Here is a 22,288-nt window from a genome sequence, read left to right on the forward strand (position 1 = left end):
TCAACTTTCTGAACGACTCACCATTCAGAATCATTTCAAGATAGCCACAAAAACCTGTTGGCCATTGCGAGTACACCAAAGGAAAAGGCCACTCTTGCGGAGTGGCCTTTTGGTAAGGGGATGCTACAGGGTAACAGAACCTACAGGTTCGGGAATTTTACCCGTTCGTCTTTTACGTTGGCGTTGGCTTTCACAGCTTCGTAGAGCAAGCCGTCGGCGCGGGCGGTGCGCTGTTCGGTAAGTTGCTTGCGGGTAGCGGCTACGTCGCCGGCCTCCGTGGGCGTATTAATGGCCGTGGGCTCTACAATCAGTACACCTTGCTCACCCTGAACAGGCGCCGACTTCTGCCCGACTTTCAGGCCGAAGATTTTGCCAACTGCCACTGGCTCGGCCCCCAGACCGGGCAGCACACCCGACCCGAGCACCACGTTATCGGCGGTTTTCACCTGCGCCGACGGACCGTAGGCAGCAGCCAGTTGCTCCAGTGTGCCGGTCTTACCTTTTAGCTTGTTCATGATCTGCTCTGCCTTCATGTCGTTGCGCACCTGGGCAGTCAGTTCGGGGCGGATGCTGGCAATATCGGCCGTTCCTTTGTCGCGGGTACCAGTGAGCACGGCTACCACGTACTGGTCGCCAACTTCCAGCACATCCGACACGTCGCCTACCTTCGTGGCTTTGCCATTGTTGCTGTAGTACGCCCAGCGTACCAAGTCGCGGGCATTTTGCAGGTTGTTTACGTTGCGGTCGGCCGAGCCAATGCCCTGCGCTTCTTGCTTCTGCAACGACTTATCGGCGGCTATGGCTTTGCGGAACGATTCTACGTCCGTAATCTGGCCTTTCAGGTCCTGAGCACGCTGGTAGGCGGCGTCGCGAGTAGCGTCGGTGGCCACAATGGCTTTCTGTACAGCTGCTACCTGGTAGGTCTGGTTGGTTTTGGGCTGGGTTATTTTGATGATGTGGTAGCCAAACGAGGTTTCTACCGGCGCGGGTAGCAAGCCTTTCGAGTTGGTACCAAATACGGCCTTTTCAAACTCGGGTACCATACGGCCTTGCGAGAACCAGCCTAGGTCGCCGCCGGTGGCAGTGGTACCATCGGTGCCGTACTGGCGGGCCATAGCGGCAAAGTCGGCGCCGCCTTTTATTTTGTTCAGGATGTCCTGGGCTTTGGCCTTGGCAGCAGCTTTGGCTTCGGGAGTAGTGCCTTCTGGTTTGATGAGGATGTGGCTGGCACGGGCAGCAGCCTGCTCACCTTTCTTTTCGCCGGTTACTTTGAATAGCGAGTACACGCCATTCTCAGCGTAGGGGCCGTACACTTGCCCTACCGTGAGGGGTAGGTTTTCGCGCAGTTTCTCGGGCAGGTCGGCGGGTGAGAGGTAGGCGCCATTATAGGGCTGCTCCGAATTCAGCTTCACAAACAACGAGTCGTTGGGTGCACTCTGAAACTGAGTAGCCAGTTGGTCGATGGTGCTACGCACGGCGCTGCTGTCTTCCACCGAAGCTGCCACCGGAATGGTCACGTACTCAATGCTGCGTCCCTGCTCTACCTTGTAGCGGCTCTTGTGCTTGTCGAGGTAGGCCTGCAACTCCGCGTCCGTTACCTTCACCGACGAGTCGGATACGGTGTAGTAGGGCACCAGCAGGTAGCGGGCGTTGGCGGTAGTAGCTTGGTTGGTGAGGTAGTTCTTGGCCTCCGCGCTGGTCACGTAGGTCGAGAACTTCATCAGGTTATTGTACTTGTTGGCCATGCGCTCAATGGGCAGGTTGGCTTCGAAGTTTTCGAAGGCAGCGCGGGCCTGTGGAGGCAGCTTGTCGAGGTTGCGCAGATAGTCAAGCAGCTTGGCGCGGTCGAATTGACCGGTCTGCGGGTCGGTGAAAGCTTGGCGAATGCTGGGGCTAATGTTTTTACCCTGCACCATATCCACTACCTCATCATCCGATACTTTCAGCCCCAGCTTTTCAAACTCCTTTTGAAAGGCAATGCGGTAGATAGTCAGGTTCCAGGCCTGGTCGCGCAGGTAGCCCATCACTTGCTCGTCGGCGGGGCGACCTTGCTGGGCGGCAAAAGCCTCTTTTTGCTGTTCCAGCGTGTTCTGAAACTCGGCTAGCTCTACTTTCTCGCCAGCTACCTCGCCCACAGTTGTATCGTTGCTGCTGAACAAACGGTTGTTTCCGCCTATTAGGTCGCCGCCCACGATGAAGAGCAGCATACCGATGGCCACCGTGCCAACGGCCCAGCCGGATTTTTCCCGAATCGTGTTAATTAAAGCCATTTACTTGAAAAAAAGCACCGTATAAAAAAGGAGAAGGAAGCGCAAAATAACCAGAATCCGCCCGACATTCAAAGCTGCCTGCTAGTGGTAGGGTAGGAAAGGCGTATTTCGATGATATTCAGTATCGTAAATACCCTCTTTGCTGGCAAAAAAGAAGCAGCCTTACTTACGCCGCTTGCTTTTTGACTTACTCGCAACTGACTTTGCGCCGACTTTAGCAGCGGTGCCCGGGCGGGTAGCCGGCGTGTCTTTGGTAGCGGCCTTATCGTCCAATCCTAAGTAGCGAAACCACATCACGCACACAAACGACACCATGTATAACTCGTAGTTTTTACCGATGCTGTTTTGCAGAATGGTCTGGTACACAGCAATGATAAATGACACTACGGCCACCGAAAACAAAACTGTTCGTCCCAGCGACTTATCAAATCGAAAGGCCATAACTTAGGGGGTAGTCGTCTCGGTGATATTGCTGAATATACCAGTCACACGCTTCAACTTATAACGAGAAAAATTTTGATCGGCTTCCAAGCCGTAGCCGTCTACCTTTTCCGTCGGCGTTTCGATGTGTACAAACATCTCGGGCTGCGTATAGATCAGCAACCGCTGCTGATCGTAGAACAGTTCTTCCGTTTGCAAAGTCTGTTGCTTGGGTTCGTTTTTTACCCGCACGTGGCCGCGTAAGGAATAGACACCTTTGCTCTTTTCCTGCTTGCCGTAGTCGCCGCTGATGGTGTTGACTACCGTTTGGCCGTCCTTGCTATAAAATAGCAGCTTCACGCCTTTCGGGTAAATCACATCGCCCGACTCAAACTGTTGCTGCAACGGTGAAGTCAGCTTTACCTGAAGCTTGGCCGAGTCGCTAACGAAGGTCAGAACGTTGGTAGTTTCCATAATAGGACCCTCGTACTTGACCTTCTTTGTTGGATCAGCTTCTTGCTTCTGACAACCAACCAAGGCGAGCCCCACCCCTATCCAAATACGTAACTCTCGCATGTTCTTCTCCTTCCCCTACCTTACTCAATACGCCGTTTGATAAACCAGCGGTTGTTGAGCGAAACTCCAACCTGCATCCGGATATAATTTTCCTTTACGTTGCCGCTGGGGCTATCAATAGTTACGTTGTTGTTGCCGCGCTGCCCATAGGTAAAGGCCAAACTCAGGGTAGTAGCATCCAGCGGTGTAGCGCCGGGTATCGGGAAGCCAAAGCCCCAACTTACGGCCCGGTCGTAGAGACGCTGACCACCGGGACGGTAGGGAACCTCCGCGAGGCTGATGCCGGCCCGATACACCACGCGCTTAAAGTAGTTGTCGACGTTAGTGGGGTCTGGCGCCCACTCGCCGCCTAGTCCTACCCGATATGTGTCGCTCAGCGGCACGTTGGCAGCGCTGGTTACGCCCGCCAGCGTTGGCACTTGAAAGCGCGACCATTGCTGCCGGGCCAGGTCTAGGCTGGTACTCCAGTTGCGGTTGTTATCGAGGCTGATGCCGAACTGTGCTAGGGTAGGCACACGGGCTTCGCCTTTCTGACCGCTCACCAATACAATGCTGGTGTTAGCAATAGGCGCGCCGGTCAACGTGCGCTGCTCCTGCGTCACATCGTACGTGCCGTTCAGGTTGGACTGAAAGCCATATACGGCTGCCAGGTTGTAGTTGAGCTTGTCCGTTAGCTTGCTGCGGTAGTGTGCACCAGCTCGGAAAATAAAATCTGAATAGCGGACGTGCTCTAGGCGCACAGTGCTCTGTGCGTTTGAATTGTCGCCGGAGGTTATAACCGTGGTGCCGGAAGTAGCGTCGATAGTGCCAAATACATAAGAGGCCGTGCCCCCTACTGTCAGGCCTTTCGCCAGACGGAAGGCGTGCGCCATATACGCCTCCGACAGCCCACCATCACCTGTAAAGCGGTTGATGGATTGCGCGTTGGGGTCGCCCGCTACGCTGTTGCTTGTGGTGCTCTCGTAGTCGACGGCCGTATAGGGCCGCAAGCCGGCCGCCGCTGCCCAGCGCTTGGAGATGGGAAAAGCCAGTGCCAGGTAACCTAGCGTGCCGCTACCATCGCGCTGCGAATTGGTGCGGTTGCTGATGGTTTTGAACTGCCCGGTTACGGCTACCTCGTAGGTAGTGCGAGAGGTGTAGTACACCAGAGCCGGGTTCAGCTCATTCACATTGGTACCGTTGGGCGCGGCCAGCCCTACCCCTCCCATTGCCATTTGCCGGACTCCACCCGTGTTGATATAGGCGTCGCCCAGACCCAGGCGCGAATAAGGCGAGTTTCCCAGACCTTGTGCATGCGTTTGTGCAGCGCTCAGCCACCCTAGCAGCGACAACCCGGCCAGGCCGGCAAATTTAGTTTTCAACATTATGCACTAATATTCGATGGAGCCCAAGTAGCACAAGCTCCGGAATGGCAAAGATATAGCCTTTCAGCCGTGGTTGAAAAAAACCGGCATCACCACCTGTTAGCAACACTGCTAACCCAGGATATTGGGCACGGTAGGTATCAATGAGGCCGTTCACCTCGGCGGCAGCCCCGTTTAGCACGCCGCTCCGAATAGCCGACTGCGTATCGTCTCCAATCAAGGGTACGGCCACCGAGGGAGCGTTGGGCACTTCCAGTAACGGCAGGCGGCCCGTAAACGTATGCAGCGCCTGAAACCGCAGCCGCAGCCCTGGCCCAATGCTTCCCCCCCGAAAGGTGTGGCCACCCTCTACAAAGTCGCACTTAATGGCAGTGCCAGCATCAATCACCAGTACATCCTGCTTGGGGTGCAGCCACGCTGCCCCTACTGCTGCGGCTAGCCGGTCGGCGCCTAATGTGTGAGGCGTAGCGTAGCCATTGCGCAATGGGAGTGGTGTGGTAGCAGGTGCCAGCTCTAGCACGTGCCCCGGTATAAGTGGTCGGAGCGCAGCGGCCCAGTCAGTAGTAGGCTCTGCCACCGAGGCTACAATAGCATGAGTAGGCTGATGCAGTTGCACCAATGCTAACACTTCGGCCAACGTTTGTCCCGTCGCCCGATACCGCAACTCATTGCCCTCAAAGTACCCGTACTTCACGGCCGTGTTGCCAATATCGAGGGTAGCGGTACACATGGAGGTGAAATAGTAAGCGGTGAAATAGTGAGCAGTGAAATGGTGAGTTGATATTCCGTTACAGGGACGAATCGCGCAAACGGAATCAGTAGAACATCAAACTCATCATTTCACAATCTCACAACTCACCTCTAAGAGCCCCGCTGTTGTCAGGGGGTTGCGTGCTACATAAAGTATTTCAGGCGGATAACCTCTTTTTCCGTCAGGAAGCGCCACTTGCTGCGGGGCAGGTCCTTTTTGGTGAGGCCAGCGTACTGCACGCGGTCCAGCGTGACTACCTCGTAGCCTAGGTGTTCAAAGATGCGGCGCACAATGCGGTTACGCCCCGTGTGTAGCTCAATGCCAACAAAATGTGCATTGCCGGCTACCACGGCTACATCGTCTACCTCTGCTTTGCCATCTTCCAGCTCCAGGCCTTCTGAAATGCTGCGCAGGTCAGCTTCCGTAAGTGGCTTGTCCAGTTCTACCTGATAAATCTTCTTGTTCTTGTTGGAAGGGTGCGAAAGCTTCTGCGCTACTTCACCGTCGTTGGTGAAAAGCAGCAGACCCGTCGTGTTGCGGTCGAGGCGGCCTACTGGGAAAATGCGTTCCTTGGAAGCACCTGCCACCAGATCCATTACCGTTTTACGGCCTTCCGGGTCATCGGTGGTGGTGATGAAATCCTTGGGCTTGTTCAGCAGCACGTACACCAGCTTCTCGCGGTTGAGGTTGGTTTTGCCGTACTGCACCGTATCCGATGGCTGCACCTGGTAGCCCATTTCGGTTACTACCTCTCCATTCACCCGAATTTCGCCAGCAGCAATCAGCGCATCGGCTTCCCGGCGCGAGCAGATGCCCGCGTTGGCGATGTAGCGGTTCAACCGAATTAACTCCGCCCCAAACTCCTCCTCGTTGCGACGGCGCTTGTTACCACGGTTCGGGTCCTTTTCGTAGTGTTTCAGGTTTTTGTAGTCGGGTGCTTGACCAGCTACTTCGCCGCGCTTTAATTTACCAGCACGGTGCGCATTGGCATCGGGCGCAGACTTTTTATCGGTGGCAGTGTCACTACGACGCTCACGCGTTTCGTAGGCGCGGTTAGCCCGCGTCTCGCTAAAGCTGCGGCTACCTCCCCCAAAGTTACGTTCTGCCCGATCACCATATGACGGACGACCTTCGCGCTGCCTACCGAAGTCACGCTTGCCGAAATCACCCGTTGATTTTCGTTCGCCGTAGCCACTCCGATTGTCGCGGCGGTCTTCGCCACCGCGCTCAAACGCACGGGTAGGCCGCTCACCACGCGTATTGCCCTCTTCAGGCTTGCCGCGGTAGTCGAACGGACGTGCTGCCCGGATGGGACGGTCAGTTCCCGTTGCCTCGTTGCGCTCAGGGCGGGTAGGCGCTTCCGGCTGTGGCCGGTAAGCAGAAGCTTCCGCATTGGGGTTCACCTTCTGAAACTTACGGTTTCGCTCACCCGGCGCGCCGCGTGGTACCGTAGGTTTACCTTCCTGACGATAGGGCTGGCCACTCCAGGTTTCTCTTGATTCGTAGGCGCGCACGGGCCGGTTGTCGGGCTGCTCCCGCTGGCTGTAGCCCTCATTGCGGCTGCTGCCAGCGCGGCGGTCATTACCACCGAAATTTCGGTCTGTGCCAGCGCGGCGGTCGGCACCGCCAAAATCTCTACCCCCACCCGGGCGCCGGTCATTACCACCAAAGCCACGGCCACCGCTGTTGCGGTCTTCCCCGAAGCTACGGTTGCCAAAGTCCCGGCTGCCACCAGGGCGGCTACCCTGCCCCTGTGGCCGTCCAAAGGATGGACGAGAAGTAAAGCCTTCGCCCCGACGCTCATTGTCCCGGCCGAAGCTATTACCAGTAGGGCGGTCGTTGCGACGCGGTTTTGCATCGCGGCCGCCCTCCCTGTTATTGTCGTTGAAAGAAGTGCGACCACGACGGCCGGCGGGTTCATCGGAGAAGTGTTTCTTGCCCATAGTTGCAAGGATTAGCGCCGTATCGCTACGGTGCGACATGAAAAAATCAATAGTTGATAGTAAACTGAGACTCCCAACACCTAGCCTCAGAAAACAGTGCCCGGACCGGCGGTCGGGCGCTTTGCAGCTTCCAACCAACCCGCCCGGGCACATTCAAATCGTCGGCTACCGTTAGTCGCGGCGAGCCATTTTTGCTTCAATCGAGTGCTGCGTGTGCGGCACAGCACGCAGGCGTTCTTTCGGAATCAGCTTGCCTGTACCGATACACACACCGTACGTACCGTTCTTGATACGGATCAGTGCGTTTTCCAGCTGCTGAATAAACTTCATCTGGCGCGAAGCCAATTGGTTTAAGCTTTCCTTCTCGGCAGTATCAGCGCCGTCTTCCAGTACCTTCGACGATGACGCCGTGTTATCGGTACCCGAATCGTTGCGCCGGCTCAGGGTTTCCTTAATAAAGCTCACTTCTTTCCGAGCAGCAGTTAGCTTATCCTGAATAATCTGCTCGAACTCAGCTAGCTCTTCCCTGGAATAGCGTAGGTTGTCGTCACTCATGTTGGGCAGGGAAAATATGATAAAGGGGTGATTGATTGCCTACCAGCATAGCCTTCTCGGTCATTTACTGGAATAGCCGGTCAACAGCAGCTTCTATAAATAAGTTTATAAGGCACTGTGTAGGGTTATATCCAGCCAATCAGCCGACGCTGCGCAAGGCTTTTCGGCCGCAAAGCTACGTCTTTGTCAATTAATTAGCTAACCTGCTTTTCCCTTCCTACCCCACCTAGTGTCTGCTTTTCAGAAGCCTAGCATATGAATGGCAGCCACGGCGCCTTCTACCCCTTTATTGCCGTGCTTGCCACCGGCCCGATCCCACGCTTGCTCCAGGGTATTGGTGGTAACCAACCCAAAGATGACGGGTTTATTAAACTTCAATCCCACGTTGGTGATGCCTTGTGCCACAGCATGGCATATATAGTCATCGTGCTTCGTTTCACCTTTGATAACCACCCCTAGGCAAATCACTGCATCTATTTCCTCGTGCTGAGCTAGTAGTTGGGCACCCAATGTCAACTCGAAGCTACCTGGTACGGTGTTGCGGTAGATGTTTTCCTCTTTTGCTCCGTGTTTGAGCAAGGTTTCATATGCGCCTTGCGCTAGTGTATCCGTGATTTCACGATTCCACTCGGCTACTACCAAGCCAAACCGCTTATCACTGATATCGATGAAGTGGTCAGAAGTGTAGTCGCTGAGGTTTTTGAGAGCAGTTGCCATGTAGCGCAGAGTTTAAAGATGTAGAGGTTTTGTAGTTGTGCAGAGTAGGGAGTAGCAGTTGCTACCCGTATTCATAAAAAAAGGACGGTACCGGACCGTCCTTTTTTGTAGTAGTTGCTGAAACAGCGAAACCAACACAGGGTTTTACTTGCCTGCTAATGCTTCGTCGCGGGCTTTCAACTGACGAGCTTCGTTTACTTGCTGAGCGCTCTGGTAGTCATTAATGATTTTATCATATGTCTCCACTGCGCCGCTGTAATCTTTCGCCATTTCCTGCGCCGTTGCTTTCTTCATTAGATACTCAGGCGAGAAATACTCATTGGACTTGTAGTTGGCAGCCTTGTCGTAAAAATCAGCGGCTTCCTTGTACTTGTTCAACTCCATGTTGGCATCACCTATCAAAGAGTAAGCACGGGCCTGCACCAGCAGATCATCGGAGCTAAAGTCTTCCAGATAATCAATAGCAGCCTGATACTTACCCTGCTTCAGCGCAGCTACTCCAGCATAGAAGCTAGCCAAGTTGCCGGCTTTTGTGTTGCCGTATTCCGACGCAATGGTAGTAAGACCGTCATATTGTCCATCGCCTTGCATGGCTTTGTTCAAGGAGTCGGCTTCCCAGTAGTTGACGGCCTGAAACATGGCAGTCTGCGCTTTCTCGTCTTGCGACGAACGCCACATATAATAGCCTATAGCGCCTACCACGGCTAGTACCACTACAGCCAACAACCCCAGCAGCAGATTTTTATTACGCCGCACAAAATCCTCCGACTCAGCCAAACGGATAGCTAGCGCATCCGGATCTTCAAGTAACGGGTGCTCAGGCGTGCCATAGCGCCCTTCGTTGGTTGTGGGCTGCAACGGGTCGGCAGGCACCCGTTGCGGGCGATTCTGTGAACTATTGCGCGTATAAGGAATCTTAGACATACTACAAGTGGCTTTTACAAGCCGCAAAAGTGCTTATCAATGACTGGCCGTACTATTCGCGGATGAATGGATAATCTTCCTCCACGTATACGTCGCGGTAGAGTTCTTCCGGATCGGGGAAGGGCGAGTTTTCAGCGAAATCAACCGACTCCTGCACCCGACCTTTGATATTCTCGTCAACGGCGTTGAGTTCATCTTCCGTCGCAAAGTTGTGCGTCAGAATCGTGTGGCGCACGGCTTCAATGGAGTCGCGCGAGCGGAAATCCTCTAGCTCTTCTTTAGTGCGGTATTTTGCCGGGTCACTCATCGAGTGGCCTTTGTAGCGATAGGTCTTGAACTCTAACAGGGTAGGACCTTCGCCGGCGCGGGCACGCTCGGCGGCGCGGGCTACGGCTTCGTGTACATCCTCTACGTTCATGGCATTCACTGGCTCCGAGGGCATGTCATACGACAGTCCTAGCTTGTACAGCTCAATCACGTTGGAAGTACGCTGCACGGAAGTACCCATAGCGTAACCGTTATTTTCGATAACGAAAATAACGGGCAGCTTCCACAGCATTGCCATGTTGAAGGCTTCATGCAAAGCGCCCTGGCGCACGGCTCCGTCGCCCATGTAGCAAATGCAGAGGTTGCCCGTCTTGTTGTATTTCTCAGCAAAGGCAATACCAGCGCCCAGCGGAATCTGACCGCCAACAATACCGTGGCCGCCAACGAAGTTCACCTCTTTATCGAAGATGTGCATGGAGCCACCTTTGCCCTTAGAACAACCCGTAGCTTTTGCAAACAGCTCGGCCATGATGGCATTAGGCGAAGTGCCCAGGGCCAGAGGGTGGGCGTGGTCACGGTAGGCCGTAATCCACTTATCGTCTTTGGTGAGGGCCGATACGGCACCTGCTACGCAAGCCTCTTGTCCAATATACAAGTGGCAGAAGCCTTTGATCTTTTGCTGACCATATAGCTGCCCTGCTTTTTCCTCAAACTTGCGCATGAGCTGCATCTGCTCATACCAAGATAGGTACTGCTCTTTGGAAAACTCTGGGTTATCCGGAGTCGTAGCCTTAGGGGCGCCGGTAGCCTCTTTCGCCTCGGGATTGGAGGCCGGCGCACCCGAATCGGGTTGCTGAACCGTTTCCGTCAGCTCCGTTGCTTCTTGCGCAGCTTCGGAAGGTTTGGCCTTGCCGCTAGGGGCATTTTTCGTTTTAGCTGGCTTGCTCTCCTTGGAAGCTTTGGGGGCAGCCTTTACTTTCGTCTCCGCCATCGTGCTCTTGGTTGTTCGCGTTTGGGATGCGAAAGTACGTAAAAGGATTGCAATTCCGAACCCGAATGAATCTTGAAACTCTGCACCTTCTCTTCTTCAAAAACTACGAAGAAGTCAATCTACGCCTCTCGCCGCACATTAATTGCTTCATTGGCGACAATGGTAGTGGCAAAACCAATCTACTGGATGCTATTCACTATTTATCACTTACTAAGAGTGCTTTCAACGCGGCTGATACGCAGACAATTAAACACGGTGAAGAGTTCTTTGTAGTGCGTGGCCGGTTTCATGCTCTTTCTTCTGACCATGCCGATGAGGTTATCCAATGTAGTCTGCGGATGGGCCAGAAGAAAACCGTTACGCACGACAAACAGCCCTATGAGCGGATATCCGACCACATCGGGCGCTACCCTGTTGTGTTGATTTCGCCTTATGATACAGACCTAATTCGGCAGGGTAGCGAGGACCGGCGCCGCTACTTTGATAGTTTGATGTCGCAGCTCGATCATACGTATCTAGAGCTATTAATTTCTTACTCACATTTGCTGCGCCAACGAAACGCGCTGCTCAAAGCTGCTAATGGCCAAGCGTACGACCGGGATTATCTATTGGTATTAGATGAACAATTAGCGCCCCTCGGAGAGCAACTAGCTCAGCTTCGCCAGCAATTCTTGGATGAATTTACACCGCTTTTTCAGAAGCACTACCAGCAACTTTCCGACGACCGGGAGGAAGTGACGCTTACTTATAAGAGCCAAGTACCAGCCACTGACTTTCTGAAAGTACTGCGTCTCAACGAACGCAAAGATCTGTTACTTCAGCGTACCCACGCCGGCCCACACCGCGACGATTTCGTTTTTCTGATGAACGACTTACCTGTTAAGAACTACGGCTCGCAGGGTCAGCAAAAGTCGTATGCCATTGCTTTAAAACTTGCGCAGTTCGAGATACTAGCCATCCGTAAGCAGCAAAAACCCATTCTACTGCTAGACGATATTTTCGACCGATTAGATGAGAAGCGCATTACCCAATTAATGCGCTTAGTGGCTGACCATACTTTCGGCCAGGTTTTCTTAACGGATACTCACCTCGACCGGACTGATCGAGTCTTATCAACGCTATCTGAACAAATCAGCCGCTTTCGTGTAGAGAACGGCGCAGTCTCTCCGTTATAGCTAATGGGTTGCGTACCTTTGTATACTCTTCATATTTTGAGTATTCGCCCGTCCTTACACAATTTCAGTGAAAAAACATAAGTCTTCAGAAAATTACCGACAGGCAGATATTATTCCTTTGAAGGACGGTATTAGTGCTTTGCTGAAGGCTTACCGCATACAGGGCAAACTGAATGAGGTGGTTGTCGTTTCCAGTTGGGAACGGGTGATGGGAAAGGCTGTGGCCTTAAAAACACAAGAAGTATTTGTGAGTAAAGGAAAACTGTTTGTCCGTCTCACTTCTGCCCCTCTCAAGCATGAGCTCGTGATGGCCAAGACAAGAGTACTGGAGATTATCAACGCAGAGGTTGGCGAGGAGATAATTAAAGAAGTAGTCTTTCTATAAGGGCACTCTGCTTCCCCTACCCTCATCTCAATACTTAATTGAGCGCATCACTGCCGCACTTCGGCACAGCAGGCAACAACATCAAGATTGTGGATTGAATCCTCTCTTGCATGGCCGGTGTTTATACCTCTCATTTTCGCTCGCTATTCGTTCCATATTTAGCTTTCGTGCTCAAGCGATTTTGTCGGTAGAGTAATATATAGTTCTTCTCTTAGCTGAAAGAACCAGCTACAGCCGTAGTGGCTATTTCAGGCGCTGTAGTACTAAGACAAATTGCCTCCTCCATTATCTGGTTTATGTTATTGAAGTTGCCACTTCAACAAAACAAAGTTCTCAGTCTACACTAAACGTCGTTTCTCAAAAGCATCTGCTATGGCATGCGCTTGCTTTAGGGTCGCTAGAAGAAATATAGCACCTACTTCATAGGGTTAGTTGCCCGAAGTAACAGAGCTTATACCGACCGATCTAACCGGCTCTCTATACTTTCAGTTGAGAAGCTAATTATCTATTTACGGTTCTTAAGCATATGTGCTATTGCTCAGTGGCGCAGTAATGGTGTGACCCGTTTCTTATTGGGCACTGAACAGAGTCTGCTGAACTATCCGACAAATTGGTTGCTAACTCTATTTCTTATTAGGCTGAGTTGCTATATAGCTATAAGCTTAACAGCAATCAGTACATCCTCTTTTGGCCTATACTTGTTCACTGCGGTATTGAACTATTTGACAAAAATGTTTCACGTGGAACATAATTGTTATTTAGGACCATACACTTTTATCAATAGCTCATTATAAGCTTCGAGTAAAGCAATGTACTTGGTTTGGAGAGCTAAAAGCTGTTCTGTTTGATCCTGAGAAGATGTTACAGGGGAGGTGTTACGCTGTAAAGCAGAAGGACTAGACACTTTTGTAGGGGCGTTCGTTACAAATGACAGAACAGACTGATGACTTTGTGTAAAGTCTTGAGAGAAATCATGCCCAATAATGTCACCTATTTTTTTTACAAAGTCGTAATCAAGTGTATCATCCTTGAATTTACGATAGATTGTAGGTCGTGTAATACCTAGTTCGTCAACAATGCGCGTGATAGAAATACCACTGTTTTTAATAGCATTTTGCAGTATTTCTCCTTGATGAGGCATATCCTGAGCATTGTAACTACTGTATGTAAAGTTGTAAACATTGATACAATAAAGCAAATACAATTACAAATATAAACAATGAACTGTAACACTGTAAATAATTACATTGTTACAGCATAGTTACACACATTACAAGTTAATACAAGTCGTTACAACCTTACATATTACGTAACATAATCATAAAAGCGGTACATAAATAGCGTGTATAGCCATATGATAATCTAAAAACGGCTCCAATACATGTTTTAAAACAGTGTTACACTGTAATAGGTGTAATAGTTATTTAGGTACAGTAAAACCGTGCTGATCCTTTATCTAAAAAACTGTCAAGGATGAAATCAGATGGAGTGAATGATACACAAGCTAGAGTAAACGGAGATGATACAGTTTGTATCCGTTGAGCTGTAGTTATCAATTGCATTACTGTGCCTTTGAATGCGCTCAGTGGAAAGAAATAGTATACAGGCTAAGGGAGTTTGCACCCTACCCTACCCTACCCTACCCTACCCTACCCTACCCTACCCTATACCATGCTTCATGACTCTCAATTAGGTCATCGCCTGATAATAAACTCTTGCCTTATAAGAGAATTTGAGGTTCACCACACTATAGCTGAACAGCGACAGCAGGTCACTTTATCTATGCGTGGTAGTGCCAGCCTTCTGGATAGCCAATCAAAATGACATTCGGTTTGTGTATATACTATTGCGTACTGTGAGTTTAGAGTTGATCTTGTAGATAGTGTACTCAAGTAGCACGCTCCAGTCAGTGCGAGAAACCTGCGTAGAAAAGCTTTCAAAGCAACGAGCGGTAGCGGCACATAGGTTGCCTCAGTTACAGGGAGGTGGGATAGGTTAGAGCTGCTAAGGAAATACTTGATACCAGCAGTCCTTTCTCAATAGCGTATGTCATTGCATCTTCTTACTCCTGCCTTTCTATATGACCCGTCTTTTCAGTTTGTTTATAGAATACTCTACCATGAAAAAAGCTTTTTTACTTGTCACATTGCTCTCTGTGCTGATAGGCGGCTATTGGTATTACCGCACTACAGCAGCAGGCCCGAAATATTCTCTATTGAAGGCAGCAGCCGCAGTACAATCACACGACGTAGCGGCATTCGAGCAATACGTAGACGTGGAAAGCATAGCAAGTGATATAGTAGATCAAGTAACTACCCAGCGTACTACCCTGAAATTACTGAACCCAGGTGGTGTCGCTTTTATGAGTAGCCTACGATTACTTAAGCCACAACTAGCCGCAGCTGCGCGCGAGGAAGTACAGCGCTATGTAGAAACTGGCTCCGTAGAAGCTGCAACAGCCGCTCAGTCAAAGCGTCCGCTCAACGTATCGATACTAGGCTTGGCTGGTAAGATGGTGAGTCCCGACAGCAAATTCAAAGACGTAAAATATGTGAAGGAAGAAAGTAGTGAGCAGGCTTTGGTTGGGCTGGAATTCACGCAGCCTGCATACGACACTACTTTGGTGCTGGAGTTGAAGATGATCAAGCGCGATGACCATTGGCAAGTAACGCAAGTGACCAATACAGATGAGCTAATACGCCACGTGGCACGATTGGAAAAGCAACGAATGCTTAGAAAGTAAGTCTGACGCTATACACACACAAACAAAGAGAGGCCCGGTTGCATGTGCAACCGGGCCTCTCTTTATAGTAGTGCTGGAGATTTTTTAATTATTGATTTTCAAACTTAAATTTCTGAATATCAATTACTTAAAACAAATATTGTTGTATTTGCTGAATGAAGTAAGGGCCAATCTGTGGAATGAAAACCAACGTGAGCACTACCCCATATAAAGCCCCGTAGAAGTGCGCATCATGGTTGATATTATCGCCCGACCGACGGCCCATATAGTAGGAATAGCCAAGGTAGAGAAAGCCGAAAATGAAGCCGGGAATGCTAAATGGAATCGGGAAGATGTGAATACCACCAATTGGCTGGAACAGGATACCTGAGAAAATAACAGACGCTACCCCACCGGATGCACCCAGGCTACGGTAGTCGGGGTCTTGGCGGTGACGGAGGTAGGTGGGGATATCAGAAACGATGATGCCGCCCAGGTAGAGTAATAGGTAACGCCATAGGCTGCCTTCAACCCCGAAAATCTGCTCGAATCCGCCTTGCACCAACTGCCCGAAGGAGAAGAAGGCAAACATGTTGAAGAGTAAGTGCATCCAGTCGGCGTGCAGAAAGCCGGAAGTGAGGAAGCGGTAGTATTCCTGCCGCTTGGCCACTAGGAAGGGACTCAGAATCCATTTGTCTAAGAAGGTCGGGTTCGACCAGGCGTAGACGGAAACGATGGCCGTTAGGACGACCAGAATGAGGGTAATGTCCATAGAGGAAAGTGAAATCAGAAAGTGGAAACGCGACTAGCTTTCACGCTCCATCAGTTGGAGCGCTAGTCGGTGGAGGGGCTCTTTGCGAGCTGCTAGTACCGCCACCTGCTCCAGATGGGCCAGCGCTGCTTCGAAGTATTCGTTGATAAGCGCCTCGGTTTGGGCACGAATGTTTAGCTCGTCATATACAGCCGTTACTGCCTGTACTTTGCGTTCGGCATCAAATACCGGCTGCCCGATGTGCTGCTGCAATACGGCTTGTTGCGCAGCACTAGCTTGCGCCTGGGCTGTAAGTAGTAGGAACGTTTTTTTATCAGATACAATGTCGCCCCCTACCCGCTTGCCGAAGGTAGCAGCGTCCCCATACACATCCAGCAGGTCGTCGCGGAGTTGAAAAGCTATGCCGATGGCCGTTCCGAACTGCCGCAGTTGGTCGGCTTCGGAAGCGGGTGCCCCGCCGAGCAGGGCGCCCAGCTCTAGCGCAAAGCCGAGCAAGACAGCTGTTTTCAGCCGGATCATATCAAGGTACTGCGCAATGCTTACCTCAGAGTCGATTTCAAAATTCATATCCCACTGCTGTCCTTCACATACCTCGGCGGCGGTCTGGCTGAAGCGACGCAATACGGTAGGAAGTAGCGCAGCCGGCACGTCGAAAAACAGCTCGTAGGCCCGCACCAGCATTACGTCGCCACTCAGGATGGCCACGTTAGGGTTCCACTTTTCATGCACAGTAGCCTGGCCACGGCGCAGGGGGGCCTGGTCCATCAAATCGTCGTGCAGAAGCGTGAAATTGTGGAATACCTCGGTGGCCAGCGCAGGCTTCAGAACAGGCGTTAAGTCGTCGGTGAAGAGCTGGGCGCCGAGGAGCGTGAGCAGCGGCCGGATACGCTTGCCGCCAAGGGCCATGATGTAGCGAATTGGCTCGTATAGCGACGTGGGTTGGTCGCCGTAGGACAGGAGGGCCAGTTGGTCGTTTATCGTGCGTGTAAGGGCAGAAATATCCACAGAAGGTAGATGATAGAATGAGGTAGGCAAGGTACAACGGAAAGACGGGTAGGGCGACAGTATGGATAGAACGAAAGAACGTCATGCCGAGCGGAGTCTGAGCATCTCTACTGGGAGTAGATGTATTATCTACAGTAGAAATGCTCAGACTCCGTTTGGCATGACGTTCTTTAAACTTCGGCGTTCCTACCGGCGGCGCTTGCCACCACCCTTGCCCGGCTTGCTGGAGCTTTCTTTGCCACCACCGTGGCGGCTGCCCCCGCGGTTGCCACGCTTCTCATCTTTCTCGCGGCGCTTCACGGCATCAGGCCGGCGGTCTACTAGGTCGAAGTCGATGGTGCGGTCGAGTAGGTTGGCAGATTTCACTACCACCTGCAGCGGGTCGCCGAACTGGATGACGCGCTTGGTTTTCTTTCCTACCAGGCGATAGTTGTCCTTATCCAGTTCGAAGTAGTCACCGGGAATGTCGCTGATGCGAACCATGCCCTCGCACTTGTTCTCCTCGATTTCCACGTACACGCCCCACTCCGTGAGGCCCGATACTACACCGGTAAATTCGGCCCCGATTTCATCGGCCATATACTCTACCTGCTTGTACTTGATGCTGGCACGCTCGGCAGTGGCGGCGCGTTTCTCGCGTTCCGAGGAATGCTTACACTCCTCTTCTACCGGCTCCACGGGCACGTTCTTACCGCCTTCGAGATAGTGCTCCAACAGGCGGTGCACCATCATGTCGGGATAGCGGCGGATGGGTGAGGTGAAGTGCGTGTAGTGCTCGAATGCCAGACCGAAGTGCCCGATGGGCTCGGTGCTGTAAATAGCCTTCGACATGGTACGGATGGCCAGCGTCTGGATGACGTTCTGCTCGGGCTTACCAATTACCTCCTCCGACAAATCATTCAGTTCGGCACTGAGCTTTTTGGGGTTAGTGAGGTCTAGCGTGTGGCCAAACTTCTGGGCGAATAAGGCGAAGTTTTGCAGACGGTCGGGGTCGGGTGCTTCGTGAATACGGTACACCATCGTCATGCGCGGCTTGCGGGCTTTGATCTTGAACACGAACTCCGCCACCTTACGGTTAGCCAGCAACATGAACTCCTCAATCATCTTGTGGGCATCCTTGCGCTCCTTCACATACACGCCCACTGGCTTACCGTTCTCATCCAGCCGGAACTTCACCTCCTGCGTTTCGAAGCTGATAGCGCCTTTCTTGAAACGCTGCTCGTTGAGCTTTTTGGCAATGCTGTTCAGCAGATTCACCTCCGTAGCAAAGTCGCCTTCTTTGCTTTCGATGCGCTCCTGAGCCTCTTCGTAAGAGAAGCGACGGTCGGAATGAATGATGGTTTTGCCATACCAGGCATCATACAGCTTACCCTTTTCGTCTAGCTCAAATACAGCTGAGAAGGTCAGCTTGTCCTCGTTGGGGCGCAGCGAGCAGAGGCCATTCGAGAGGCGCTCGGGTAGCATCGGAATCACGCGGTCGACCAGGTACACGGAGGTAGCCCGGAACTCGGCCTCCTTCTCTAGCGCCGTATCGGGGCGCACGTAGTGGGTCACGTCGGCTATGTGCACACCTATCTCCCAATGCCCATTTTCCAACTGGCGCAGGGATAGGGCGTCGTCGAAGTCCTTAGCGTCGGCGGGGTCGATAGTGAAGGTAGTCACGTCGCGGAAGTCGCGGCGACGCTCGATTTCCTTGGCCGAAATCACATCCGGAATAGCTTCCGATTCGGCTTCTACTTCGGCCGGGAATTCAAACGGCAACCCAAACTCCGCCATGATGGCGTTGATTTCGGCTTCGTTCTCACCGGCTTGGCCGAAGCTGCGCACCACCTCGCCTACCGGCTGGCGGCCGGGGTCCTCGGGCCATTCCGTAATCTTCACCAATACCTTCTCGCCGTCGCGGGCTTCGTGCAAACCATCAGTCGGCACAAACACATCGAAGTAGAGCTTACGGTAGTCGGGCTTCACAAAGCCGAAGCCCGCATTCTGCGTCATCAGGCGACCTACCACGGTGTCTTTCTCGCGATTCAACACTTCTACCACGTCGCCTACTGGGCGACCATCACGCTGGCCGCGCAGACGCACGCGCACCGTGTCGCCGTCCATCGCGAACATGAGGCGGTCGGTGAACACGCGCACGTCTTCCTCCGATTCATCACTCACTACGAAGGCAAATTTTTGGGTAGCCAGATCTACACGGCCGGTGATGTACTCGCCGGGACGCTCGGTTTCGGCGGCACGCTCGGGGCGACGCTTCTTCTGGTGGCGCACATCGCCGGCATGGTCGAAGCCGGCCTCGCGGCGGCGGTGAACCACGGGGTCTTTGCCGAACTCGGCTTCTACCGGGCGGCCTTTAGAAACCGCTTCGTCTTCCTCCTGGCTTGTCGATTGCTCGGGGGTAGGCTCCTCGTTCTGGCGCTGCTTGGCAGTAGCGTACTTCGATTTTTTGCTACCCTTGGCAGCGTCTGGGGTGAGCTCAGTGGCTGCTACTTCGGGCGCAGCAGCGGGTGCCGGGGCGGTCGAATCGGTACCGGCCAGGCGGTACTCGTCGTTGCCGACCAACTCCAGCTGCCCGGTTTCGCGCAGGGTACGCAGGTGACCAAATAGCACCTCGCGCTGCTCCTTCGTAGTCACACCGAGACGGCGTGCCAGCTGGCGGTAGGGAATTAAGGTTTCGTTGGAAGTGAAAAATTCGCGGGCTACCTGATTGATGGTAACCGAAGCGGTGGGGGCACTCGCTTGTTGCGGAGTGCTGGCAGCCTTCGCGCGGGAGGCGCGGGGAGCGGCGGAATCGTCTTTTCTTTTCATTAGAAAATAGGAGCCGCCAGTGGTTGTCTTTTTCGCAGGCGGCGGGTGTAAAATGGGACCGGGCGCAACGGCGCCGCAGTCGGAGTAAATGGTAAGTTAGATGGCGCTACTAGCAGCGGCCTTAAAACAGTAAAACAGCCGGGGTAGGAATAATACGGAATATATCGGCAAACAACTATGTGGGGTTGTCTGAACCACGGATTCGTCCGGATTTATTGGATTGCGCGGATTTAGTAAACCAGCTATACGTTAGGGTAGGCGGTTACACTCAATCTGACGTCCGCTTGCCGAAGCATGACGGACGTCAGCACGCGAGACTCCTCGCTGTGCTTAGAATGACAGTTGAAGGCATCTACAAAATCCGTATCATCCAATAAATCCGGGCGAATCTGTGGTTCAGACTTTCTCGCGACGGGCTACAGCGGCCCGGATGTCATCGGGTTCGTCTTTGGGAATAGCGGCCAACAGCGTGCGGGTATACTCGTTTTGCGGGTCAGCGTAGACTTCGGCCGCAGGGCCACTCTCTACAATCTTACCCTTGCTCATCACCAGCAGCCGGTCACTCATGAAGCGGGCCACCGACAGGTCGTGAGTGATGAACAGGTAGGTGATGCCAAACTCGCGCTTAAGATCATTGAGCAAGTTGAGCACCTGCGCCTGCACCGACACATCGAGGGCCGAAACCGACTCGTCGCAAATGATGCACTTGGGCTGCAAGGCTAGAGCCCGCGCTATACAAATGCGCTGACGCTGGCCGCCGCTGAACTCATGGGGGTAACGCAGAAAGTGTTCTTCGCGCAGTCCTACCGTACGCAACAACTCCAGCACGCGCGCCTTTTGCTCGGCTTTGGTGCCGCCTACCCCGTGCACTCGCATGGGTTCCAGAATGGCCTCGCCAACCGTCATGGTCGGATTGAGCGCGGCGTATGGATCCTGAAATACCATCTGAAACTCGCGGCGGCGGCGGCGCAGCTCCCCGGCTGGGAGCGTCGCCAGATCTATGCCATCGAACAGAATACTACCGCTGGTTGGTTCCACTAGACGTAGCAGCGTACGGCCTAGGGTAGTCTTGCCGCAGCCCGACTCCCCTACCAGCCCTACCGTCTCGCCGGGGTATATCGTAAAGCTGACATTATCCACGGCCCGCACGAACTCTGTGGTGCGCCGGAAAAAGCCTTTCCGAACAGGAAAGTACACTTTTAAATTTTCGACCTGGAGAAGGGGAGCTTTAGGTTTCGAGGTCTCAAGGTCTTGGACTGAAGAAGGACCAAGATTCGATTTTTGTAGCGCTGGAAACGACGCAGCTTCGACAGACGGATTTTTTGTAGAAGCTCCATTTTCAGTGGCATCAACGTCTTGCTCTATCACACTGGCGGCCGCTTCCGGCAGCAATTGCCCCGATTCCAATGGGGCTATTTCCAGATTTCCTATATCGTCTCTGGAACGTGGAACGCTACTATGTTCCACGGGGAACGTTTTGGTAAATTCATTTCCACTTTGAGGAAATACACCGCTTTCGTTAGCAAGCAGTTGCGTAGGGGCATTTGAAGTAGGAAGTATGCTTCCATCGGGCATTTCCTGCATAAAATCGGCCACTACCGGAAGTTTTTTGTGGCCAATGGAAAGTTTTGGGCGGCATGCCAGCAAGCCGCGGGTGTAGGGGTGCTGGGGATTGGTGAAGATGTCGAGCACCCTACCCTGCTCTACCACCTTACCCCGGTACATCACCATAATGCGGTCAGCAATTTCAGCTACCACGCCCAAATCGTGGGTGATGAACAGGACGGCCGTCTGGTGCTCCCGGCGCAGGTCGTCGATGAGCTGGAGCATGCGTGCCTGCACGGTCACGTCGAGGGCAGTGGTAGGCTCGTCGGCAATCAGAATGGCGGGGTTGCAGGCCATAGCCATGGCAATCATCACGCGCTGCTTCTGACCGCCGCTGATTTCGTGAGGGTAGCTGCTGAATATTTTCTCCGGGCGCGGCAGTTGGGCCATCGTAAATAGCTCCACAGTACGGACCGCGGCTTCCTTCTCATTGAGGGTAGTATGTAGGCGTAGCGCCTCTACCACCTGGCTGCCGCAGGTATACACTGGGTTCAGAGACGTCATCGGCTCCTGAAAAATCATGCTGATGTCGTTGCCGCGGACTTGCTGCAGCTGTTTGTCGGTGAGCCGGAGCAAGTCTACCTCGCCCAACGCCGGCGACTGAAATAGTGCCGCGCCGCTGCTGATTTTGCCGGGCGGCAGCGGAATCAGCCCCATCAGTGCCAGCGACGTAACCGATTTCCCCGAGCCCGACTCGCCTACAATGGCCAGCGTCTCGCCCCGGTGTAAGTCAAACGAAACGTTGGCTACGGCCCGCGTATCGCCACGATGCGAGGAAAAGTCGATAGTCAGGTCGCGGACGGAAAGCAGTGGCTGAGGCACGGAGCAATGGGAAATGGAATAGAAGGAAGCAAGTAAAGATAAAGAGCCGCGCCGTAGCAGGAAGTACGCTCGTTGCGTATGAGAGTAGTACGTCATGCTGAGCAAAGTCGAAGCATCCCGCTTGCATTGTTGAGTTAGTGATGCCAACGTCAGTACGCGAGATGCTCCGATAAGCTTAACATGACCACTCCTTTCTGACTGAAATCAACACTCAAT

At 52.9% G+C, this 22,288-nt stretch carries 18 protein-coding genes; 3 read left to right on the top strand and 15 right to left on the bottom strand.

Annotated elements, in window-relative coordinates:
* Nucleotides 1-140: 140 nt before the first annotated feature.
* From MUN82_RS18040 to pdhA, 10 genes are all read right to left on the bottom strand, one after another.
* Entirely contained in the window at nucleotides 141-2,270 is a 2,130-nt protein-coding gene (locus tag MUN82_RS18040) for a peptidylprolyl isomerase (protein ID WP_245092681.1), read from the bottom strand.
* A 162-nt stretch (nucleotides 2,271-2,432) separates the two neighbouring features.
* On the bottom strand, nucleotides 2,433-2,711 hold the full coding sequence (locus MUN82_RS18045; RefSeq protein WP_245092682.1) for a hypothetical protein: 279 nt from the start codon (nucleotides 2,709-2,711) through the stop codon (nucleotides 2,433-2,435).
* A gap of 3 nt (nucleotides 2,712-2,714) precedes the next feature.
* Nucleotides 2,715-3,266, bottom strand: a complete 552-nt coding sequence (gene lptC / locus MUN82_RS18050; RefSeq protein ID WP_245092683.1) for an LPS export ABC transporter periplasmic protein LptC — start codon at nucleotides 3,264-3,266, stop codon at nucleotides 2,715-2,717.
* Between the two features lie 20 nt (nucleotides 3,267-3,286).
* Nucleotides 3,287-4,630 carry a BamG family beta-barrel-assembly machinery protein gene (gene bamG, locus MUN82_RS18055; RefSeq protein ID WP_245092684.1) on the bottom strand — a complete coding sequence of 448 codons (1,344 nt, stop codon included), beginning with the start codon at nucleotides 4,628-4,630 and terminating at the stop codon, nucleotides 3,287-3,289.
* Nucleotides 4,617-5,360, bottom strand: a complete 744-nt coding sequence (locus MUN82_RS18060) for a type III pantothenate kinase (RefSeq protein ID WP_245092685.1) — start codon at nucleotides 5,358-5,360, stop codon at nucleotides 4,617-4,619. Before MUN82_RS18060 ends, bamG begins: the two co-directional genes overlap by 14 nt.
* A gap of 164 nt (nucleotides 5,361-5,524) precedes the next feature.
* Entirely contained in the window at nucleotides 5,525-7,324 is a 1,800-nt protein-coding gene (locus MUN82_RS18065) for a pseudouridine synthase (RefSeq protein WP_245092686.1), read from the bottom strand.
* A gap of 171 nt (nucleotides 7,325-7,495) precedes the next feature.
* Nucleotides 7,496-7,879: a TraR/DksA family transcriptional regulator gene (locus tag MUN82_RS18070; RefSeq protein WP_185281860.1), complete on the bottom strand. Its 384-nt coding sequence runs from the start codon at nucleotides 7,877-7,879 to the stop codon at nucleotides 7,496-7,498.
* A gap of 240 nt (nucleotides 7,880-8,119) precedes the next feature.
* Nucleotides 8,120-8,596, bottom strand: a complete 477-nt coding sequence (gene ribH, locus MUN82_RS18075; protein ID WP_187320559.1) for a 6,7-dimethyl-8-ribityllumazine synthase — start codon at nucleotides 8,594-8,596, stop codon at nucleotides 8,120-8,122.
* Between the two features lie 144 nt (nucleotides 8,597-8,740).
* Nucleotides 8,741-9,520 (bottom strand): tetratricopeptide repeat protein, encoded by a 780-nt coding sequence (locus MUN82_RS18080; RefSeq protein ID WP_245092687.1) that lies wholly within the window; start codon nucleotides 9,518-9,520, stop codon nucleotides 8,741-8,743.
* Between the two features lie 52 nt (nucleotides 9,521-9,572).
* Nucleotides 9,573-10,778: a pyruvate dehydrogenase (acetyl-transferring) E1 component subunit alpha gene (gene pdhA / locus MUN82_RS18085; protein WP_245092689.1), complete on the bottom strand. Its 1,206-nt coding sequence runs from the start codon at nucleotides 10,776-10,778 to the stop codon at nucleotides 9,573-9,575.
* Between the two features lie 65 nt (nucleotides 10,779-10,843).
* Here pdhA and recF point away from each other — a divergent pair, with 65 nt between their 5' ends.
* Together recF and MUN82_RS18095 are read left to right on the top strand one after the other, a co-directional pair.
* Nucleotides 10,844-11,953 carry a DNA replication/repair protein RecF gene (gene recF, locus MUN82_RS18090; RefSeq protein ID WP_245092691.1) on the top strand — a complete coding sequence of 370 codons (1,110 nt, stop codon included), beginning with the start codon at nucleotides 10,844-10,846 and terminating at the stop codon, nucleotides 11,951-11,953.
* 67 nt (nucleotides 11,954-12,020) lie between these two features.
* Nucleotides 12,021-12,338 (top strand): DciA family protein, encoded by a 318-nt coding sequence (locus tag MUN82_RS18095; RefSeq protein ID WP_245092693.1) that lies wholly within the window; start codon nucleotides 12,021-12,023, stop codon nucleotides 12,336-12,338.
* Nucleotides 12,339-13,092: 754 nt separating this feature from the next.
* Here MUN82_RS18095 and MUN82_RS18100 read toward each other — a convergent pair.
* Nucleotides 13,093-13,479, bottom strand: coding sequence for a helix-turn-helix domain-containing protein (locus tag MUN82_RS18100; RefSeq protein WP_245092694.1), 387 nt, complete (start codon nucleotides 13,477-13,479; stop codon nucleotides 13,093-13,095).
* Between the two features lie 939 nt (nucleotides 13,480-14,418).
* Between MUN82_RS18100 and MUN82_RS18105 the strand changes: the two genes are divergently transcribed.
* Nucleotides 14,419-15,081, top strand: a complete 663-nt coding sequence (locus MUN82_RS18105; RefSeq protein ID WP_245092696.1) for a DUF2939 domain-containing protein — start codon at nucleotides 14,419-14,421, stop codon at nucleotides 15,079-15,081.
* Between the two features lie 127 nt (nucleotides 15,082-15,208).
* Here the strand turns inward: MUN82_RS18105 and MUN82_RS18110 are convergent, their stop codons facing one another.
* The 4 genes from MUN82_RS18110 to MUN82_RS18125 all read right to left on the bottom strand — a co-directional run bounded on the left by MUN82_RS18110 (nucleotide 15,209) and on the right by MUN82_RS18125 (nucleotide 22,072).
* Nucleotides 15,209-15,832: a rhomboid family intramembrane serine protease gene (locus tag MUN82_RS18110; RefSeq protein WP_245092697.1), complete on the bottom strand. Its 624-nt coding sequence runs from the start codon at nucleotides 15,830-15,832 to the stop codon at nucleotides 15,209-15,211.
* A gap of 33 nt (nucleotides 15,833-15,865) precedes the next feature.
* Complete coding sequence (locus MUN82_RS18115; protein ID WP_245092698.1) at nucleotides 15,866-16,837, bottom strand: polyprenyl synthetase family protein; 972 nt, start codon at nucleotides 16,835-16,837, stop codon at nucleotides 15,866-15,868.
* A 186-nt stretch (nucleotides 16,838-17,023) separates the two neighbouring features.
* Nucleotides 17,024-19,645 carry a ribonuclease R gene (gene rnr, locus MUN82_RS18120; RefSeq protein ID WP_245092699.1) on the bottom strand — a complete coding sequence of 874 codons (2,622 nt, stop codon included), beginning with the start codon at nucleotides 19,643-19,645 and terminating at the stop codon, nucleotides 17,024-17,026.
* A gap of 396 nt (nucleotides 19,646-20,041) precedes the next feature.
* Nucleotides 20,042-22,072, bottom strand: a complete 2,031-nt coding sequence (locus MUN82_RS18125) for an ABC transporter ATP-binding protein (protein ID WP_245092700.1) — start codon at nucleotides 22,070-22,072, stop codon at nucleotides 20,042-20,044.
* Between the last annotated feature and the right edge of the window lie 216 nt (nucleotides 22,073-22,288).

The organism is Hymenobacter aerilatus, from assembly GCF_022921095.1.
GTDB lineage: Bacteria > Bacteroidota > Bacteroidia > Cytophagales > Hymenobacteraceae > Hymenobacter > Hymenobacter aerilatus.

Coding starts and splice junctions, on each gene's coding strand:
- MUN82_RS18040 (WP_245092681.1), bottom strand. CDS start 2,270: ATGGCTTTAATTAACACGATTCGGGAAAAATCCGGCTGGGCCGTTGGC.
- MUN82_RS18045 (WP_245092682.1), bottom strand. CDS start 2,711: ATGGCCTTTCGATTTGATAAGTCGCTGGGACGAACAGTTTTGTTTTCG.
- lptC (WP_245092683.1), bottom strand. CDS start 3,266: ATGCGAGAGTTACGTATTTGGATAGGGGTGGGGCTCGCCTTGGTTGGT.
- bamG (WP_245092684.1), bottom strand. CDS start 4,630: ATGTTGAAAACTAAATTTGCCGGCCTGGCCGGGTTGTCGCTGCTAGGG.
- MUN82_RS18060 (WP_245092685.1), bottom strand. CDS start 5,360: ATGTGTACCGCTACCCTCGATATTGGCAACACGGCCGTGAAGTACGGG.
- MUN82_RS18065 (WP_245092686.1), bottom strand. CDS start 7,324: ATGGGCAAGAAACACTTCTCCGATGAACCCGCCGGCCGTCGTGGTCGC.
- MUN82_RS18070 (WP_185281860.1), bottom strand. CDS start 7,879: ATGAGTGACGACAACCTACGCTATTCCAGGGAAGAGCTAGCTGAGTTC.
- ribH (WP_187320559.1), bottom strand. CDS start 8,596: ATGGCAACTGCTCTCAAAAACCTCAGCGACTACACTTCTGACCACTTC.
- MUN82_RS18080 (WP_245092687.1), bottom strand. CDS start 9,520: ATGTCTAAGATTCCTTATACGCGCAATAGTTCACAGAATCGCCCGCAA.
- pdhA (WP_245092689.1), bottom strand. CDS start 10,778: ATGGCGGAGACGAAAGTAAAGGCTGCCCCCAAAGCTTCCAAGGAGAGC.
- recF (WP_245092691.1), top strand. CDS start 10,844: ATGAATCTTGAAACTCTGCACCTTCTCTTCTTCAAAAACTACGAAGAA.
- MUN82_RS18100 (WP_245092694.1), bottom strand. CDS start 13,479: ATGCCTCATCAAGGAGAAATACTGCAAAATGCTATTAAAAACAGTGGT.
- MUN82_RS18105 (WP_245092696.1), top strand. CDS start 14,419: ATGACCCGTCTTTTCAGTTTGTTTATAGAATACTCTACCATGAAAAAA.
- MUN82_RS18110 (WP_245092697.1), bottom strand. CDS start 15,832: ATGGACATTACCCTCATTCTGGTCGTCCTAACGGCCATCGTTTCCGTC.
- rnr (WP_245092699.1), bottom strand. CDS start 19,645: ATGAAAAGAAAAGACGATTCCGCCGCTCCCCGCGCCTCCCGCGCGAAG.